Source organism: Ruegeria sp. N4 (assembly GCF_056531425.1).
The window spans coordinates 89793-106198 of the sequence record NZ_JBQFLT010000014.1; the positions used below are offsets into that span (position 1 = coordinate 89793).

Annotated in this window: 17 protein-coding genes; 9 read left to right on the forward strand and 8 right to left on the reverse strand. The window is 60.1% G+C overall.

Features of this window, described 5'->3' with window-relative positions:
• The first annotated feature begins 3 nt into the window (after positions 1-3).
• Positions 4-900 (forward strand): ParB/RepB/Spo0J family partition protein, encoded by an 897-nt coding sequence (locus tag ACR0LW_RS18575; RefSeq protein ID WP_480883864.1) that lies wholly within the window; start codon positions 4-6, stop codon positions 898-900.
• Here ACR0LW_RS18575 and ACR0LW_RS18580 read toward each other — a convergent pair.
• The 4 genes from ACR0LW_RS18580 to rph are packed head-to-tail and all read right to left on the reverse strand — an operon-like array spanning position 890 to position 3715.
• Positions 890-1243, reverse strand: a complete 354-nt coding sequence (locus ACR0LW_RS18580; RefSeq protein WP_170520898.1) for a YbaN family protein — start codon at positions 1241-1243, stop codon at positions 890-892. The two genes, ACR0LW_RS18575 and ACR0LW_RS18580, sit on opposite strands and share 11 nt — an antisense overlap.
• A 3-nt stretch (positions 1244-1246) precedes the next feature.
• Entirely contained in the window at positions 1247-2401 is a 1155-nt protein-coding gene (gene hemW / locus ACR0LW_RS18585) for a radical SAM family heme chaperone HemW (RefSeq protein ID WP_480883866.1), read from the reverse strand.
• Positions 2391-3005, reverse strand: coding sequence for an RdgB/HAM1 family non-canonical purine NTP pyrophosphatase (gene rdgB / locus ACR0LW_RS18590; protein ID WP_480883868.1), 615 nt, complete (start codon positions 3003-3005; stop codon positions 2391-2393). The genes hemW and rdgB overlap by 11 nt, the downstream gene beginning before the upstream one ends.
• Positions 3002-3715 carry a ribonuclease PH gene (gene rph, locus ACR0LW_RS18595; RefSeq protein ID WP_480883870.1) on the reverse strand — a complete coding sequence of 238 codons (714 nt, stop codon included), beginning with the start codon at positions 3713-3715 and terminating at the stop codon, positions 3002-3004. Before rph ends, rdgB begins: the two co-directional genes overlap by 4 nt.
• A 112-nt stretch (positions 3716-3827) precedes the next feature.
• On the opposite strand from rph, the gene hrcA reads away from it, so the two are divergent.
• Together hrcA and ACR0LW_RS18605 are read left to right on the forward strand one after the other, a co-directional pair.
• The gene (hrcA, locus tag ACR0LW_RS18600; RefSeq protein ID WP_480883873.1) at positions 3828-4892 is read left to right on the forward strand and encodes a heat-inducible transcriptional repressor HrcA; all 1065 of its coding nucleotides are present in this window, start codon (positions 3828-3830) and stop codon (positions 4890-4892) included.
• A 10-nt stretch (positions 4893-4902) separates the two neighbouring features.
• Positions 4903-5466 (forward strand): nucleotide exchange factor GrpE, encoded by a 564-nt coding sequence (locus ACR0LW_RS18605; RefSeq protein WP_170453361.1) that lies wholly within the window; start codon positions 4903-4905, stop codon positions 5464-5466.
• Between the two features lie 58 nt (positions 5467-5524).
• On the opposite strand, the gene mutS is transcribed toward ACR0LW_RS18605, so the two are convergent.
• Positions 5525-8140, reverse strand: coding sequence for a DNA mismatch repair protein MutS (gene mutS / locus ACR0LW_RS18610; RefSeq protein ID WP_170453689.1), 2616 nt, complete (start codon positions 8138-8140; stop codon positions 5525-5527).
• Positions 8141-8301: 161 nt separating this feature from the next.
• On the opposite strand from mutS, the gene ACR0LW_RS18615 reads away from it, so the two are divergent.
• Positions 8302-10557, forward strand: a complete 2256-nt coding sequence (locus ACR0LW_RS18615; RefSeq protein WP_480883929.1) for an NADP-dependent malic enzyme — start codon at positions 8302-8304, stop codon at positions 10555-10557.
• Positions 10558-10560: 3 nt separating this feature from the next.
• Entirely contained in the window at positions 10561-11433 is an 873-nt protein-coding gene (locus tag ACR0LW_RS18620; protein WP_480583289.1) for a ribokinase, read from the forward strand.
• Here ACR0LW_RS18620 and msrA read toward each other — a convergent pair.
• Positions 11430-12101: a peptide-methionine (S)-S-oxide reductase MsrA gene (gene msrA, locus ACR0LW_RS18625; RefSeq protein ID WP_480883876.1), complete on the reverse strand. Its 672-nt coding sequence runs from the start codon at positions 12099-12101 to the stop codon at positions 11430-11432. The genes ACR0LW_RS18620 and msrA overlap by 4 nt on opposite strands.
• 100 nt (positions 12102-12201) lie before the next feature.
• The gene (locus ACR0LW_RS18630) at positions 12202-12951 is read right to left on the reverse strand and encodes a creatininase family protein (RefSeq protein ID WP_480883878.1); all 750 of its coding nucleotides are present in this window, start codon (positions 12949-12951) and stop codon (positions 12202-12204) included.
• A 55-nt stretch (positions 12952-13006) separates the two neighbouring features.
• Here ACR0LW_RS18630 and ACR0LW_RS18635 point away from each other — a divergent pair, with 55 nt between their 5' ends.
• Positions 13007-13615 carry a helix-turn-helix domain-containing protein gene (locus tag ACR0LW_RS18635; RefSeq protein ID WP_480883880.1) on the forward strand — a complete coding sequence of 203 codons (609 nt, stop codon included), beginning with the start codon at positions 13007-13009 and terminating at the stop codon, positions 13613-13615.
• A 33-nt stretch (positions 13616-13648) separates the two neighbouring features.
• Here the strand turns inward: ACR0LW_RS18635 and ACR0LW_RS18640 are convergent, their stop codons facing one another.
• Positions 13649-14419 carry a transporter substrate-binding domain-containing protein gene (locus tag ACR0LW_RS18640; protein WP_480883882.1) on the reverse strand — a complete coding sequence of 257 codons (771 nt, stop codon included), beginning with the start codon at positions 14417-14419 and terminating at the stop codon, positions 13649-13651.
• Positions 14420-14540: 121 nt separating this feature from the next.
• Here ACR0LW_RS18640 and ACR0LW_RS18645 point away from each other — a divergent pair, with 121 nt between their 5' ends.
• From ACR0LW_RS18645 to ACR0LW_RS18655, 3 genes are read left to right on the forward strand one after another with little or no spacing between them, the layout of a single operon-like run.
• A complete protein-coding gene (locus ACR0LW_RS18645) occupies positions 14541-15281 on the forward strand; it encodes an amino acid ABC transporter ATP-binding protein (protein ID WP_480883884.1) in 741 nt (246 codons plus the stop codon).
• Between the two features lie 9 nt (positions 15282-15290).
• Positions 15291-16052 (forward strand): amino acid ABC transporter permease, encoded by a 762-nt coding sequence (locus ACR0LW_RS18650; RefSeq protein WP_170520919.1) that lies wholly within the window; start codon positions 15291-15293, stop codon positions 16050-16052.
• A 14-nt stretch (positions 16053-16066) separates the two neighbouring features.
• The gene (locus ACR0LW_RS18655) at positions 16067-16402 is read left to right on the forward strand and encodes a carboxymuconolactone decarboxylase family protein (protein ID WP_170453370.1); all 336 of its coding nucleotides are present in this window, start codon (positions 16067-16069) and stop codon (positions 16400-16402) included.
• The last annotated feature ends 4 nt before the right edge of the window (positions 16403-16406 follow it).

Sequence of the window (16406 nt, forward strand, 5' to 3'; positions counted from 1 at the left end):
GACGTGAGCGCCAAGAAAGCAAAACCAAGGGGGCTGGGACGCGGGTTGTCTGCCCTGATGGCGGATGTAACTCAGGAAGCTGATGGTCTGGCACCGACTCAGCCGCGTCGACCTGACCTGACGGTTCCGATTGAAAAGCTGCAAGCCAACCCAAATCAGCCGCGCCGGACGTTTTCGCCAGAGCAGTTGGATGATCTCGCGGCCTCGGTCAAGGAAAAGGGCATCATCCAGCCCCTGATCGTGCGGTCCATTGGTGAAGGCGCCTATGAAATCGTCGCGGGCGAGCGTCGTTGGCGCGCGGCGCAAATGGCGCAACTGCATGATATTCCAGTCATAGTTCGGGATTTCGACGATACCGAGGTTCTGGAAGTTGCAATCATTGAAAACATTCAGCGGGCCGATCTGAACGCGGTGGAAGAAGCCGCCGGATATAAACAATTGATGGACCGGTTTGGTCACACGCAGGAAAAACTGGCCGAGGCCTTGGGTAAAAGCCGCAGCCATATTGCAAACCTTCTGCGTCTTTTGTCCCTGCCGTTGGACGTGCAGACATTGGTGATCGAAGGCAAACTGTCCGCAGGGCATGCGCGGGCGCTGATCACGGCCGAGAATCCGTCGGAACTTGCCAAACAGGTTGTTAAGGAAGGTCTGTCCGTCCGCGCCACCGAGGCTTTGGTGAAGAAGCAACAGCAGGGTGATACTGACCGCCCCGCGCCGAAGTCGCGAAACCTGAATGCGGGCAAGGATGCGGATACGCGGGCGCTGGAGAAGGATCTTTCGGCTATTCTGGCGATGAAAGTGTCGATCAATCACAAGCCGGGAACCGAGACCGGGCAGGTTGTTCTGACCTATGAGAATCTGGATCAGCTGGACGATTTGTGTGCCAAACTCAGCCGCTAGGCCGGGTCCAGATAAAGACCATGACGCCGCCCAGAACGACGGCTTGAATGATCAGGACATGGGGCGGCGCGGATAGCACGACCGAGAGGCCGAACACGGCGGCGACCGACAAGGTGGCCGCCTTTTTTGCGGCTGGACGAATGGCACCGGATCGCTGCCAGTCCAGGATCATTGGCCCGAACAGCCTGTGCGTGATCAGCCAGTTATGAAGGCGGGAGGAGGATCGGGCGAAAAAAAACGCAGCCAGCAGCAGAAAAGGCACCGTAGGCAGCAACGGCAGAACAACGCCGACCATTGCAAGCGCAACGCAAACAAGTCCCAGCCCGGCCCAGAGAAACTGCATCCGCTACTCCAAAAGCTCTCGGATCACCGCATTCAAAACCGCGCGCCCATCCGCTGTTGCCATAAGTCGCCCGTTTTGATGGCGGATCATGCCAATATCGGTCAGGTGATCCAGTACGTCCGAGGGCAGGGGCAGGCCAGATAATCGACTGTATCGATCAACATCTAGTCCTTCAGCTACGCGCATACCCATCATAAGGTATTCTTTGGCTTGATCCGTCGGGGATAACGTTGTGCGCTCTTTTTCCCCGTTGCCTTGTGTGGCCGCTTTCAGCCAGCGGTCCGGGTTCAGGTAGGTCTCGGTTGCGTGTTTCTGGCCGTTCAACGTGACCCGCCCATGGGCACCGGGACCGATCCCGACATAATCGCCATAGCGCCAATAGATCAGATTGTGCCGGGATTCCGCACCGGGGCGTGCGTGGTTGGACACTTCATAGGCAGGCAGGCCGTGGGCGTCGCAGATGTCCTGCGTGGCCAAGTACATATCGGCGGCGCTGTCATCTTCGGGCAGGCCGCGCAACTTGCCGATGGCGTAACGGTCCCCAAAGGCGGTGCCGTCTTCGATGGTCAGTTGGTACAGCGACAGGTGGTCGACAGCCATCGACAATGCATCAGACAGTTCCGCGCGCCACGCGTCTAATGTCTGGTGTTGTCGGGCATAGATCAGATCGAAACTGACCCGGTCAAAGCAATTGCGCGCGATGTCATAGGCGGCGCGGGCCTCGGCCACCGTATGGATACGGCCCAATCGGCGCAGATCGTCGTCATTCAGGGCCTGAACCCCCATCGAGATGCGGTTCACCCCGGCGTCGCGATAGGCGGCAAACCGTCCAGCCTCGACCGAGCCGGGATTAGCCTCAAGCGTGATTTCCATATCGTTTGAGGGGCGCCACAGGGCGCGTGCCGTGTCGATCACCGCGGCGACGGTGTCGGGGTCCATCAGCGATGGGGTGCCGCCGCCAAAGAAGATCGTATCAAGAACGCGATTCGGGGTTTCGGCGGCGCTGCGGTGCAATTCACCCAGATATGCGTCAAGCCATTGTTTTTGATCAATATTTCTGGAAACGTGACTGTTGAAGTCGCAATAGGGGCATTTGGCCTCGCAAAAGGGCCAATGCACATACAGGCCAAAGCCCCCGTTGCGCCAATCATCCGCCAAAGCAGCCTTTCACGAACATCTCCACCGCGCGGCCGCGATGGCTGATCTTGTTCTTTTCCCAGCGATCCATTTCGGCAAAGGTAATGTCGTGGCCTTCAGGGACAAACATCGGATCATAGCCGAACCCGTCCTTACCACGGATCGGCCAGGTCAGATGGCCGGGGGCGATGCCCTCGAACACCTCGTCATGGCCGTCGGGCCAGGCCAGAACCAGCGTGCAGCGGAATTGCGCGGTGCGGGGATGCGGGGCGTTTTTGGCTTCAAGCTCAGTATGGGCGCGGGTCATCGCCATCAGAAAATCGCGGCCCTCGCCGGTTTCGGCCCAATCGGCGGTGTAAACGCCCGGCGCACCGTCCAGCGCGTCGATGGTGATCCCGGAATCGTCCGACAGGGCAGGCAGGCCGGTGGCCTTTGCAGCGGCATGAGCTTTGATCCGGGCGTTGCCGACAAAGGTATCCTCGGTCTCTTCCGGTTCCGGCAGGTTCATCTCGCCTGCGCCGACAACGGTCACACCAAAGGGCTTAAGCAGATGCGCCATCTCCTCAAGCTTGCCCTTGTTATGCGTGGCCACCAGCAGCCTGTCCCCGTCGAACTTGCGGGTCATGCGGTGGCGGCTTTCTGGGCCGCGGCCAGTTCACCCACGCCTTTTTCGGCCAGATCCATCAGTTGATCCATCTGCGCGCGGCTGAACACGGACCCTTCGGCGCTCATCTGCACTTCGATTAGTTTGCCCGATCCGGTCATGATGAAATTGCCATCGACGCCCGCTTCGCTGTCCTCGGGGTAGTCCAGATCCAGAACCGGCTGACCGGCGTAAATCCCGCAGGACACGGCGGCTACAGGATCGACCAGCGGATCGGAAATTACGTCGCCCGCCTTCATCAGCTTGTTCACCGCCAGACGCAGCGCCACCCAACCGCCGGTGATCGAGGCGCAACGGGTGCCGCCATCGGCCTGGATCACATCACAGTCTACTGTGATCTGACGTTCACCCAAGGCAACCCGATCCACACCGGCACGCAGGGCGCGGCCGATCAGGCGCTGGATTTCCACGGTGCGCCCGCCTTGCTTGCCACTGGCCGCCTCACGCCGCATCCTTGTGTTGGTCGCGCGGGGCAGCATACCGTATTCGGCAGTGACCCAACCAAGGCCCGAGCCCTTGATGAACGGCGGCACGCGATCCTCGATGGTGGCGGTGCACAGTACATGGGTGTCGCCCATCTTGATCAGGCAGGAACCTTCGGCATGTTTGGTAAACCCGGTCTCGATTGAAACCGTGCGCATTTCGTTTAGATCACGTCCTGAGGGTCGCATGGAAAATCCTTTGTTTGCTGGGTTGGGGATAACGCCCCGCAGCGTTACGATGCAACCCCGATTGACCTTTCATTTGCCTGCGATTTAATGGCGATCCAGCAAAGGAACGCGGATGAGCGAAGCAAGCAAAATTCTGAGCGAGATGAACGACCGGTCGCGCGAGGTGTTTCGGCTGATCGTCGAAAGCTATCTGGACAGCGGTGAACCCGTTGGCAGCCGGACATTGACGCGCACCCTGTCGGAAAAAGTCAGCGCCGCAACTGTGCGCAACGTGATGCAGGATCTGGAATATCTCGGCCTGCTCGACAGCCCCCATGTCAGCGCGGGGCGGATTCCGACCCAGCAGGGGCTGCGGATGTTTGTGGACGGCTTACTTGAAGTTGGCGATCTGGGGGCTGATGACCGGCAGAAGCTGGACGAGTCATTAGGCTCTAACGCGGGCGATGTGGGCGGGATGCTGGACCGCGTGGGGTCGGCCTTGTCACACGTGACACATGGGGCCTCGCTGGTTCTGACCCCCAAACATGAGACCGAGATCAAACATATCGAGTTTGTCTCATTGGCGCATGATCGCGCGCTGGTGGTCCTGGTGTTCTCGGACGGGCATGTGGAAAACCGCCTGTTCACGCCGCCTCCGGGGCAAACGCCCAGTTCGATGCGCGAGGCGGCGAATTTCCTGAACGCGCTGATCGAGGGGCGCACGCTGAGCGAAGTGCGCCGTCAGATGCAAAGCCAGATCGACGCGCGCAAACAGGAAATCGACGTACTGGCACGCGAGATGGTTGAAAGCGGCATGGCCGCCTGGGACGGGGACGGGGGCGACTCGGCCCGTTTGATCGTGCGGGGGCGGGCGAATCTGCTGGGTGACTCGGGCGAGGCCGAGGAACTGGACCGTATCCGCACCCTGTTTGACGATCTGGAACGCAAGCGGGACATCGCGGAATTTCTGGAATTGACCGAAGAAGGCGACGGTGTGCGCATTTTTATCGGCTCCGAGAACAAACTTTTCTCACTTTCGGGTTCCTCTTTGGTGGTGTCTCCATATATGAACGCTGATCGAAAGATAATCGGTGCGGTTGGGGTCATCGGGCCCACGCGTCTGAACTATGGACGGATCGTGCCGATCGTGGATTATACGGCGCAACTGGTCGGCAAGCTGATATCCGACCGGAGCTAGAGGGTAAGAGATGGCAGAGCCCAAGAACGAAGATTTTCTGGACGATATCGCAACCGCCGAGGCGGAAGAGCTGGCCGAAGAGCTGATGGATATCAGCGAAGAGGCGCTGGAGATCGACGCGCTGCGTGCCGAGCGGGACGATTACAAGGACAAGTTCATGCGCGCGCTGGCGGATGCCGAGAATGCGCGCAAGCGTGGCGACAAGGCGCGCCGCGATGCCGAGCAATATGGTGGATCGAAATTGGCGCGTGACATGCTGCCGGTCTACGACAACATGAAACGCGCGCTTGAGGCGGCGACGGATGAGCAGAAAGAAGTGGCTGCCGGTTTGCTGGAAGGTGTTGAGCTGACCATGCGGGCGCTGAAGGATGTGTTCCAGAAGCACGGGATCGAGGTGATCACGCCCGAAGTTGGCGACCGTTTCGATCCGAATGTGCATGAGGCGATGTTTGAGGCTCCGGTGCCGGGGACCCGCGCGGGCGATATCATTCAGGTTTCTGCCGAAGGGTTCATGCTGCATGACCGGTTGCTGCGTCCGGCGCAGGTTGGGGTGTCGTCGACACCTGCGAGCTGATTGGCCTCTGCGAGGCCAAGCCTCCGGCGGAGGTATTTTTGAACAGAAGAAGGGGCGGTCAGGATTTGGCCGCCTCTTTCAGTTTGTAGATCAGGTCGAGGGCCTCGCGCGGGGTAAGCTCGTCCGGCAGAATATCCGCCAGCATGTCGGTGACAGGGGAAGCCTTGGGGGCTGGCGGCGGCGGGGGCGGCGCGGCGGAGAACAGGGGCAGGTCATCGATCAGGGCCTTTTGCTTGCCGCCTTCGCGTTCGGTTTTTTCCAGCTGGTCCAGTACGATACGGGCGCGATCCACCACCGAGGCGGGCAGGCCTGCAAGCTGGGCGACCTGCACGCCGTAGGACCGGTCGGCGGCGCCTTTGTGGACCTCGTGCAGGAAGATCACCTCGCCTTCCCATTCCTTGACCGCGACGGTGGCGTTGTCGACGCCTTCCAGTTTTCCGGCCAGCGCGGTGAGTTCGTGGTAGTGGGTCGCAAAGAGCGCGCGGCATTGGTTGGCCGCGTGAAGATGTTCCAATGTGGCCCAGGCGATCGACAACCCGTCATAAGTGGCGGTGCCGCGGCCAATCTCGTCGAGGATCACCAGCGCGCGGTCGTCGGCCTGGTTCAGGATGGCGGCGGTTTCTACCATTTCCACCATGAAGGTCGAGCGGCCCCGTGCCAGATCGTCGGATGCGCCGACACGGCTGAACAACTGGCTGACGAGGCCGATATGGGCCTTCTCTGCCGGGACGTAGCTGCCCATTTGCGCCAATAAGGCGATCAGGGCGTTCTGGCGCAGGAAGGTTGATTTACCCGCCATGTTGGGGCCGGTCAGCAGCCAGATGGCGGCACCCTTGTCGGCGCTGAGGTCGCAGTCATTGGCGATGAAGGCATCGCCACCTTGCTGGCGCAGGGCGTGTTCGACAACCGGGTGGCGACCGCCCTGAACGTCGAAGGCGCGCGAGGTGTCGACCTGCGGGCAGCACCAGTTTTCGCCGCGTGCCAGATCGGCCAGCGCGGTGGTCAGATCGAGTTCGGCCAGCCCTCGGGCGGCTTGATTCAGATGCGCAGCTTTGGCCAGAATCTCACCAGAAATCCTTTGATAGAGCCTTTTTTCAATCTCCAGCGCCAGATTACCCGCATTCAGGATGCGGGTTTCGATCTCGGACAGTTCAACGGTGGTGAACCGCACCTGATTGGCGGTGGTCTGGCGGTGGATATAGGTCTCGGAGAACGGCGGGTTCAGCATCTTTTCGGCATGGGTTGCCGTGGTTTCGATGAAATAGCCAAGCACGTTGTTGTGTTTGATCTTCAGCGATGTGATGCCGGTATGTTCCGCGTATTTCTGCTGAAACCCTGCAATGACGGATCGGCCTTCGTCGCGCAGGGTGCGGGCCTCGTCCAACTCGCTGTCGAAACCGGGGGCGATGAAGCCACCGTCGCGGGCCAGCAGGGGCGGTTCGGCGACAAGGGCGTCGTCCAGCAGGGTCAGCAGGTCGTCGAAACCGGTCAGGTTCTGCACGGCGGTGGCCAGAAGGACGGGTAGGTCTTGCGGGGCGCAGAGTTCGGCGATGGTCGCCGCCTGCGCCAGACCGTTGCGGATGGCGGCGAGATCGCGGGGGCCACCGCGTTCCAGCGAAAGCCGCGACAGGGCGCGGTCCAGATCGGGGGTTTTGCGCAACGCCTCGCGCAGGTCCGAGGCGGTCAGGCTGTCTTCGGTGGCGAAGCTCACCGCGTCCAGACGGGCGTGGATGACGTCGAGATTGCGCGAGGGGCTGGAGAGGCGCTGTTCCAGCAGCCGCGCGCCGCCCGGTGTGACTGTGCGGTCGACCACCGACAGCAGCGATCCGGCGCGTCCGCCGGACAAAGATCGGGTCAGTTCCAGATTGCGCCGCGTCGCCGCGTCGATCTGCACAACGCGGTCTTCGGATTCCTTGAGCGGCGTTTGCAACAGGGGCAGTTTGCCCTTTTGCGTGATCTCCAGATAGTCGATCAAAGCGCCCATGGCCGAAATCTCGGCACGCCCGAAGGTGCCGAAGGCGTCCAAAGCGCCCACGTGAAACAACCCGCAGATGCGTTTTTCTGCCGCGGTGCTGTCGAAACTGGCGCGCCCGATGGGAGTGAGTGAAATGCCCAGATCGCGGACGGATTCCTGCAGAGGCTGTTCCGACCCGTCTGCCACGATCAACTCGGACGGGGCAAGCCGGGCCAGTTCGGGGCTGAGGCGTATGGACGTCAAAGGCATCACGTGAAACGCACCGGTGGAAATGTCGGCCCAGGCCAAAGCGGCCTCATCCCGGACCTCGGCATAAGCGGCCAGAAAGTTGTGGCGGCGGGCCTCAAGCAGCGCGTCCTCGGTCAGGGTGCCGGGCGTCACCAGACGCACGACATCGCGCTTTACCACTGATTTAGAGCCTCTTTTCTTCGCCTCAGCCGGGCTCTCCATCTGTTCGCAGACAGCCACGCGGAACCCCTTGCGGATCAGGGTCAGCAGATAGCCCTCGGCGGCATGAACAGGCACGCCGCACATGGGAATATCGGTGCCGTTGTGCTTGCCCCGTTTGGTCAGGGCGATATCCAGCGCCTCGGCGGCATTCACTGCATCCTCAAAGAACATCTCGTAGAAATCGCCCATGCGATAAAACAGCAGGGCATCGGCATGGGCCTCTTTGATCTCGAGATATTGCGCCATCATCGGCGTGACTGTGGACAAAAGCGGCCCCCTTCTGGCGTATTCCGGGCGCGACCTTACAAACGCGGCCCCCGCGACGAAAGGTGAAAACGTATTCCCGTTGAGGCGCAGCCCCGCCTGCGCTATGAGGCGTCAGCCCCGAAGTCATGGAACCGACGTTTAAAATGCCCAAAGCGAAGATCACCAAAGAAGAGGCGCTGGCCTTTCACCTGGACCCCACCCCCGGCAAGTGGGAGGTGCAGGCCACCGTTCCCATGACCACCCAGCGCGATCTGTCGCTGGCCTACAGCCCCGGCGTGGCGGTTCCCTGCGAAGCCATCGCCGAAGCGCCCGAGACGGCGTATGACTATACCAACAAGGGCAATCTGGTCGCCGTGATCTCGAACGGCACTGCCGTATTGGGTCTGGGTAATCTTGGCGCGCTGGGCTCCAAACCGGTGATGGAGGGCAAATCCGTCCTGTTCAAACGGTTTGCTGACGTGAACTCGATCGATATCGAACTGGACACCGAGGACCCAGATGAGTTCTGCCGCGCGGTCAAGCTAATGGGGCCGACATTTGGCGGCATCAATCTGGAAGACATCAAGGCGCCCGAATGTTTCATCATCGAGCAGCGCCTGAAGGAAGAGATGGATATCCCCGTCTTCCACGACGACCAGCACGGTACGGCGGTGATCTGTGCGGCGGGTCTGCTGAATGCGCTGCATATCTCGGGCAAGAAGATTGAGGATGTGAAGATCGTCCTGAACGGGGCAGGCGCTGCGGGGATTGCCTGTATCGAACTGCTCAAGGCGATGGGTGCAAAGCACGAGAACTGCATCGTCTGTGACACCAAGGGTGTGATCTATCAAGGTCGGACCGAGGGCATGAACCAGTGGAAGTCGGCCCATGCGATCTCGACCGATCTGCGCACGTTGGAAGAGGCAATGAAGGGCGCTGACGTGTTTCTGGGTGTGTCAGTCAAAGGCGCAGTGACGCAGGACATGGTCGCCAGCATGGCCGACAATCCGGTGATTTTTGCCATGGCGAACCCGGACCCCGAGATCACGCCGGAAGAGGCCCATGAGGTGCGCGTGGATGCTATCGTCGCCACCGGGCGCAGCGACTATCCGAACCAAGTCAACAACGTGTTGGGCTTCCCGTATCTGTTCCGGGGCGCTTTGGATATTCATGCTCGGGCCATAAATGATGAGATGAAGATCGCCTGCGCCCACGCTTTGGCCCGTTTGGCGCGCGAAGATGTGCCGGATGAAGTCGCCATGGCCTATGGTAAATCGCTGACCTTTGGCCGCGATTACATCATCCCGACGCCGTTCGATCCGCGTCTGATCCACCGTATCCCGCCCGCTGTTGCCAAGGCCGGAATGGACACCGGCGCAGCGCGGCGTCCGATCATCGACATGGACGCGTATGAGCTGAGCCTGAAATCCCGCATGGACCCGACCGCCAGCATCCTGCGCGGACTAAATGCTCGTGCCCGTGCGGCGCAAAGCCGGATGGTCTTTGCCGAGGGAGACGATCCCCGCGTGTTGCGCGCGGCGGTGATGTATCAGCGCTCGGGCTTCGGCAAGGCCATGGTCGTAGGCCGTCAGGATGATGTGAAGGAAAAGCTGGAAGCCGCTGGTCTTGGCGATGCCGTGCGTGAGTTGGAGGTGGTCAACGCGGCCAACACCACGCATTTGGATACCTACAAGGACTTCCTCTACCAACGATTGCAGCGCAAGGGCTTTGACAGCAAGGACATTCACCGTTTGGCCGCGCGCGACCGGCATGTGTTTTCGTCCCTGATGCTGGCCCATGGTCATGCCGATGGTCTGGTCACCGGGGCGACGCGGAAATCGGCGCATGTGCTGGATCGGATCAACCATGTTTTTGATGCCGACGCCGCGCATGGGGCTGCCGGGGTCAGTGCTCTGCTGCACAAGGGCCGGATTGTGCTGATCGGCGACATGCTGGTGCATGAATGGCCCGATGAGAATGATCTGGCGAACATCGCCGAACGGGCTGCGGCTGTTGCCCGCCATATGGGACTGGAGCCTCGGGTGGCCTTTGTCAGCTTCTCGACTTTCGGTTACCCGGTATCAGAACGCGCGGAAAAGATGCACCGCGCGCCAGCGGTTTTGGATCAGCGCGGTGTTGATTTCGAATACGAGGGAGAGATGACCGTGGATGTGGCGCTGAACGTCGATCAACAGGCCAGCTATCCGTTCCAGCGTCTGACCGGGCCGGCGAATATCCTGATCGTACCGGCACGGCACTCGGCCTCGATCTCAACCAAACTGATGCAGGAAATGGGCGGGGCCACCGTAATTGGCCCGATCCTCTCAGGTGTCGATAAACCGATCCAGATCTGCTCGACCGTCTCGACCGCGAATGACATTCTGAACATGGCCATCCTGGCCTCCTGCGATATTGGGTAAGCCATGACGATCTGGAACCTTGGCTCGATCAATGCGGATATGGTCTATGCCCTGCCGCATCTGCCCGCACCGGGGGAAACATTGGCGGCCAGCGGGCTGGAGCGGTTTCTGGGCGGTAAAGGGGCCAATATGTCGGTCGCGGGTGCGCGGGCCGGGTCGCGTGTCAGCCATATTGGTGCCGTCGGACCGGATGGGCGCTGGGCGAAGGATCGGCTGACTGAATATGGCGTCGATACGCGGTTCATTGCCGAGGTTGATGTACCCACGGGCCACGCGATCATAGCTGTCGATGCGCAGGGCGAGAACCTGATCGTGCTCTATCCCGGTGCCAATCACGCGCTTGAAGCCGGTCCTGTTGGGCAGGCTCTGGCGTCAGCCAATACCGGCGACCTTCTGGTTCTACAGAACGAAACCAACGCGCAGGTCGAAGCGGCGCGAATTGGGCATGAGCTTGGCCTGACTGTCTGCTACGCGGCGGCTCCGTTTCAGGCGCAGGCGGTGAAGGATATCCTGCCGTATCTGGATTTCCTGATCTTGAACGAGGTCGAAGCCGAGCAATTGCGGCAGGAAACCGGATTGGACGCAGCGGATCTGCCGGTGCGCCACGTGATCGTGACGCTGGGCGCAAAAGGCGCGCGCTACTTGCAACAGGGCTGCGATCCGGTCGAATTCGCAGCACATAAAGTTGAGGCGGTGGATACGACCGGGGCGGGTGATACGTTCACCGGCTATGTTCTGGCCGGAATGGACCGGGGGATGCCGATGGAACAGGCGATCCTGCAAGCAAATCGTGCCGCGGCCCTGATGGTCACGCGGCACGGTACGGCGGATGTCATTCCTGATCTGCGCGAAGTGCGCGACGCGTCTTTCGATTAAGACCCGGCAAAGGGCGCGTCCGTGCCCCAAAGCTGTTTCACACGCGCATCCCGACCGCAGGCATTGCGATAGGCCTTATAGGCGTTCTTCTGACGTTTCGGACCAAAGCGCGTGAAGACCAGTTTTTCGCCCTTGTAATAATCCTGATGGTAAGCCTCGGCCGGGTAAAAGGTGGATTCCTGCAAGACTGGCGTCACCACCGTCTGACCCAATGCGGCCTGCGCCTGTGCCTTGGCCTTTTCCGCCTGTGCCTTTTCGCCTGAGTTAGAGACGAAAATGGCGGTGCGATAGCTGTCACCCCGGTCGCAGAACTGACCGCCCGCATCGGTGGGATCGACCGAGCGGAAGAACATGTTCAAAAGCGTTTCACGGGAAACCCGGGCAGGATCGAAGGTGATCTGAACCGCTTCGTAATGGCCTGTACCGCCTTTTGAGACCTGATCGTAGGTTGGGTTGGCCGATTTGCCACCGGTATAGCCCGACACCGCGCCCACAACGCCGGGAACGGATTCGAAATCGGATTCGACGCACCAAAAGCACCCGCCTGCAACGGTCAGTGTCTCGGTGCCTGCTGCCTGAGCGGGCAGGGCCCGCAGCATCGCGGCCAGAGCCAAAAACGTCAGCAGCAGGGCAGGTTTCACAAATTCGAGATAGGCAGTTCGGGTCATGGCAGGTCTCCTTCCGAGACTGAAAGTGGCCCGAGAACCGACCCGTTGCAATCGCCTGACATCGATTGTCACGCGCTGGTGAGACGAGTTTATCCGCAGCCTAACGAACCTGTCTCGCCAGATCCTGAAACGCTGCAAACTGTTCTGCGATCGCCTGTGCGGCGGTGTCCAGCAGGCGCGCGCCATCCTCGGGCGTGGCCAGCGCGGAATGGGATCCGACGCGGCCATCCGGGAAGGCGGCCCGGTGTTCTTCGGGTGGGCCGTGACGGTCGCCGCTATGGGCGCGGATGTAATCAGGGCTGAGTTTCACGGGGGGATCGGCGGCCAATCCCGCTGGCAGAGCCCCCAACTGGCTTTGCGTGATCGCGATCTCGGACGGGGTGGCGTGCATCCCCTCCCACGCGCCATAAAGGTTCTGGCGCAGGGCGTTGACGCTGGGCGGCTCCCACCAGCTGACAATTTGAATCCGACCTGCGGGCAGGGCGTCAGCGATGCGGTTCAACGGTGCCAGATTGGCGCCGTGACCATTCACAACAAAAACACCGGTAAACCCTTGCGCCAGCAGGCCCGAGATGACCTCGCTCGCCATGGTTTGAAAAATCGGCTCTGACAGGGAGACCGTACCGGGAAAGGCCGTGTTGAACGGGGCCGGGGTGTAGGCCAGCGCCGGAGCCACGATGGCGTCGCACCGCTTGGCTGCGGCCAGCGCTATCGCTTCGGCGCAGATCGTGTCGGTTCCGATCCGGCCCATCGGCCCATGCTGCTCGGTCGATCCTACGGGCAGCAGGATTGCGGCCCCGGCCTTGATCCGTGCCTCGACCTCATACCATGTCATATGATCCAGTTTCATGGTTACAGCCTGACTATCGCTTTTCCTTTTGGCAACACGCCGATACGCTGAGCGCATGGAACAGCCACGTACCATTGAAACCCAGAAGCCGCCGCTTGATCATGTGATCGGGCTGGCCGTCAAAACCCATCGTATGCTTGCAGGTCTGACGCTGGCCGAGTTGTCGGGTCAGTCCGGGGTCTCGACCGCGATGATATCCAAGATCGAGCGCGGACAGGTCTCGGCCTCGCTTGGAACGCTGGAAGCGCTGGCAAACGGGATCGGTGTCCCCCTGATCAATTTCTTTGCCGCAACGGTCGAACGGTCCGACGTGTCCTTTGTTGCGGCGGGCGAGGGTGTGACGGTGCAGCGGCTGGGCAGTGGATACGGTCATAGCTACAAGCTGATCGGCCGCGCCGAGGCCAAGCATGTCAGTTTCGAAAGCTTCAGCGTAACGCTGGATTCGCCTCTGGGGCCGCGACCGTCATATCAACATCAGGGGATCGAGTTCATCCACGTCACCGATGGTGAGATGGTCTATGGCTGCGGGGATGAAACCTATCATATGCGCCCCGGCGACTCCTTAAGCTTTGATTCAAACGCAGCGCATGGGCCGGTTGAGCTGAAGACGGACAAGGTCAGTTTCATCACTGTTGTGGCCAAGGCCGTACCCAGCGGAAATTGAAAACGCCCGGCGGTTGGCCGGGCGCTGGTCAGGTCAGAGACCCCATTTTTTTCTGTTTTCTTCGAAGAAGCCCTGCGCCTCCTTCACCTCGATCCAGTTGTTAACGTAATTGATCCAGACCTGATCGTCCTGCGGCAGGATCATCGCGATGGGCGAGGGCGAACGGGGGCCCGCGTTCTTCACGCGGACAACCGGGAATTTGTCTTCAAGGGTCGAGCCTTCGATGTTCGATGTGATGAACACGTCCGCCCGTCCGGCGATAACCTCCTGAAAGCCACGGGCTGGCGCTTCGACAACCTTGATTTCCGCATTCGGGAACCATTCACGCACACGCTTTTCAAAGGTGGTGCCCAATGTGGTGGCAACCGTCACGTCGGGTTGGTTGATCGAGTCGTAGCCGTCGAATTTGTCGGCCTTGTCCTTGGTGGTGTAGGGAAACAACTCGACCGCGATATAGCTGTCCGAAAACCCGGCAACCTTCATGCGCGGCGGCGAGATCGAGGCCGAGCCGGTCAGGTGGTACTTGCCCGCAACCACACCGTTGACCAGGGTTTTCCAGTCGGTCGGGACATATTCGACCTCGACCCCCAGATCGGTGGCCAGTTCGTTCATGATGTCGATGTCATAGCCCTTGTAGCTATTCGTCGCCGGATCGCGCAGGGACATCGGGTTCCAGTCGCCGGTTGTGCCGACTTTCAGAACGCCCGAATCCAGCACTTCGTTCAGGGCCGATTGTGCATGTGCCGCGCCCGACAATACCAGTCCAAGCGCTGCGGCTGCCGCAGCTTTCCAAATCGTGTTCATTTATTTCTCCCGTTGGTGGCGGTTGGGTCTTGCTGCCATATTGTTCCTTGATTTAAGCGCGAAGGGGAAGATAACCTCAAGAAAATATTCCACTGTGAATAAAATAAGGGCAGGTCAGCCAATGCCAGACGCCGCCATCGAGCTTGTTGATGTGAACAAGTGGTTCGATACGTTTCACGTTCTCAAGGACATCAATCTAACGGTCAACAGTGGCGAAAAGGTGGTGATCTGCGGGCCTTCGGGGTCGGGCAAATCCACCGTTGTGCGCTGTATAAATCAGTTGGAGAAGCACCAGAAAGGCATCATCCGCATCGATGGGGTCGAACTGAAGGACGATGCCAAATCCGTGGCCACGATCCGGTCCGAGGTTGGCATGGTGTTTCAGCAGTTCAACCTGTTCCCGCATCTGACCGTTCTGGAAAACTTGACGCTGGGCCCGATCAAGGCGCGGGGCCTGAGCCGGAAAGACGCCGAAGACCGCGCGCGCCATTACCTTGAGCGGGTGCATATCCCCGATCAGGCCGACAAACGCCCGATCCAACTGTCTGGCGGCCAGCAACAGCGCGTGGCGATTGCCCGGTCCCTTTGCATGGAGCCTCGGGTTCTGTTGTTTGACGAGCCGACCTCGGCCCTCGATCCGGAAATGATTGCCGAGGTGCTCGATGTGATGGTCGAACTGGCGAATGAAGGCATGACCATGGTTGTTGTCACCCATGAGATGGGCTTTGCCCGCAAGGTCGCCGACAACATGATCTTCATGGATGCGGGCGAGATCGTGGAACAGGGCAAGCCGGAACATTTCTTCACCAATCCCACCTCGGATCGGTGCCGGAAGTTCCTGAGCCAGATTTTGCAGCACTGAGTGGGTATGATGAAAAAAACGCTCCTTCTTCTGATCCCGCTTTTGGCTCTGACCGGCTGTTCCTCGTCCCAGACCTGGGGCTGGTACGTGATCGACCCCACGACGGATACGGGCTGGACCAATGTGAAATTCCTGATTTCGGGCATGGGGGCGACGATACAGATCTCTCTGATCGCCGCCGTCCTGTCGATTGTGATCGGCTTGTTGGTCGCCTTGCCTGGTCTGTCCGAAAAACGCGGCTGGCGGTTGCTGAACAGGGTCTATGTTGAGTTTATTCGCGCCATTCCGCTGCTGCCCATGCTGTTTTGGGTGTTCTACGGCCTGCCGATTGTGTTCCAGTCGATGGGCATGAACATCCCAATCGATCCGTTTTGGGGTGCAATCATCACTCTGGCGATCTCGGACAGCGCCTTTACGGCTGAAATTTACCGCGCGGGCATTCAATCCATAGCACGCGGTCAGCGCGAAGCGGCGCAGACCATCGGGCTGAACTATGTGCAAACCATGCGCTACGTGATCCTGCCGCAGGCGATCCGGCGCATTCTGCCCCCGTTGGCAAATCAGTTCATCTACATCGTCAAGATGAGCGCCTTTGCCAGCGTCATCGGCATGCAGGAACTGACCCGCCGCGCGAACGAGCTGGTGGTGACGGAATACCGCCCGCTGGAAATCTACACATTGCTGATTTTCGAATACCTGATCCTGGTTCTGATCATCAGCGCCGGTGTGCGCTGGCTGGAACGCCGCATGGGCGCGGATGAACGCGGTTAAGACGGAGATTAAAAATGGACTGGAAAGACTTCATGGCCGAGACCGAGGCCAATATCGGCACCTTCTCGAAAGAAGTGCCCGAAACCGTGCGCGGTTTTGGCATCATGGGAAAGGCCGCCAAGGCCGATGGGGCGCTAAGCGAGAAGACCAAGGAATTTGTCGCGCTGGGCATTGCCGTTGCCACAAAATGCGACAGCTGCATCGGGTTTCACGTGAAATCGCTCGTCCGCCTTGGTGCCACGCGCGAGGAGTTGTGCGAGGCGCTCGCCATGGCAACCTATATGGGTGGAGGCCCATCCTTCGGATACAGCGCCAAGGCCCTGAAAGCCTTTGATGTGTTTTCGGAGTAACCCC

Bases quoted from the DNA above. Each gene is read 5' to 3' on its own strand.
- ACR0LW_RS18580 (WP_170520898.1), bottom strand. From the start codon at position 1,243: ATGCAGTTTCTCTGGGCCGGGCTGGGACTTGTTTGCGTTGCGCTTGCA.
- rdgB (WP_480883868.1), bottom strand. From the start codon at position 3,005: ATGACCCGCAAGTTCGACGGGGACAGGCTGCTGGTGGCCACGCATAAC.
- rph (WP_480883870.1), bottom strand. From the start codon at position 3,715: ATGCGACCCTCAGGACGTGATCTAAACGAAATGCGCACGGTTTCAATC.
- hrcA (WP_480883873.1), top strand. From the start codon at position 3,828: ATGAGCGAAGCAAGCAAAATTCTGAGCGAGATGAACGACCGGTCGCGC.
- ACR0LW_RS18605 (WP_170453361.1), top strand. From the start codon at position 4,903: ATGGCAGAGCCCAAGAACGAAGATTTTCTGGACGATATCGCAACCGCC.
- mutS (WP_170453689.1), bottom strand. From the start codon at position 8,140: ATGATGGCGCAATATCTCGAGATCAAAGAGGCCCATGCCGATGCCCTG.
- ACR0LW_RS18615 (WP_480883929.1), top strand. From the start codon at position 8,302: ATGCCCAAAGCGAAGATCACCAAAGAAGAGGCGCTGGCCTTTCACCTG.
- ACR0LW_RS18620 (WP_480583289.1), top strand. From the start codon at position 10,561: ATGACGATCTGGAACCTTGGCTCGATCAATGCGGATATGGTCTATGCC.
- msrA (WP_480883876.1), bottom strand. From the start codon at position 12,101: ATGACCCGAACTGCCTATCTCGAATTTGTGAAACCTGCCCTGCTGCTG.
- ACR0LW_RS18630 (WP_480883878.1), bottom strand. From the start codon at position 12,951: ATGAAACTGGATCATATGACATGGTATGAGGTCGAGGCACGGATCAAG.
- ACR0LW_RS18635 (WP_480883880.1), top strand. From the start codon at position 13,007: ATGGAACAGCCACGTACCATTGAAACCCAGAAGCCGCCGCTTGATCAT.
- ACR0LW_RS18640 (WP_480883882.1), bottom strand. From the start codon at position 14,419: ATGAACACGATTTGGAAAGCTGCGGCAGCCGCAGCGCTTGGACTGGTA.
- ACR0LW_RS18645 (WP_480883884.1), top strand. From the start codon at position 14,541: ATGCCAGACGCCGCCATCGAGCTTGTTGATGTGAACAAGTGGTTCGAT.
- ACR0LW_RS18650 (WP_170520919.1), top strand. From the start codon at position 15,291: ATGAAAAAAACGCTCCTTCTTCTGATCCCGCTTTTGGCTCTGACCGGC.
- ACR0LW_RS18655 (WP_170453370.1), top strand. From the start codon at position 16,067: ATGGACTGGAAAGACTTCATGGCCGAGACCGAGGCCAATATCGGCACC.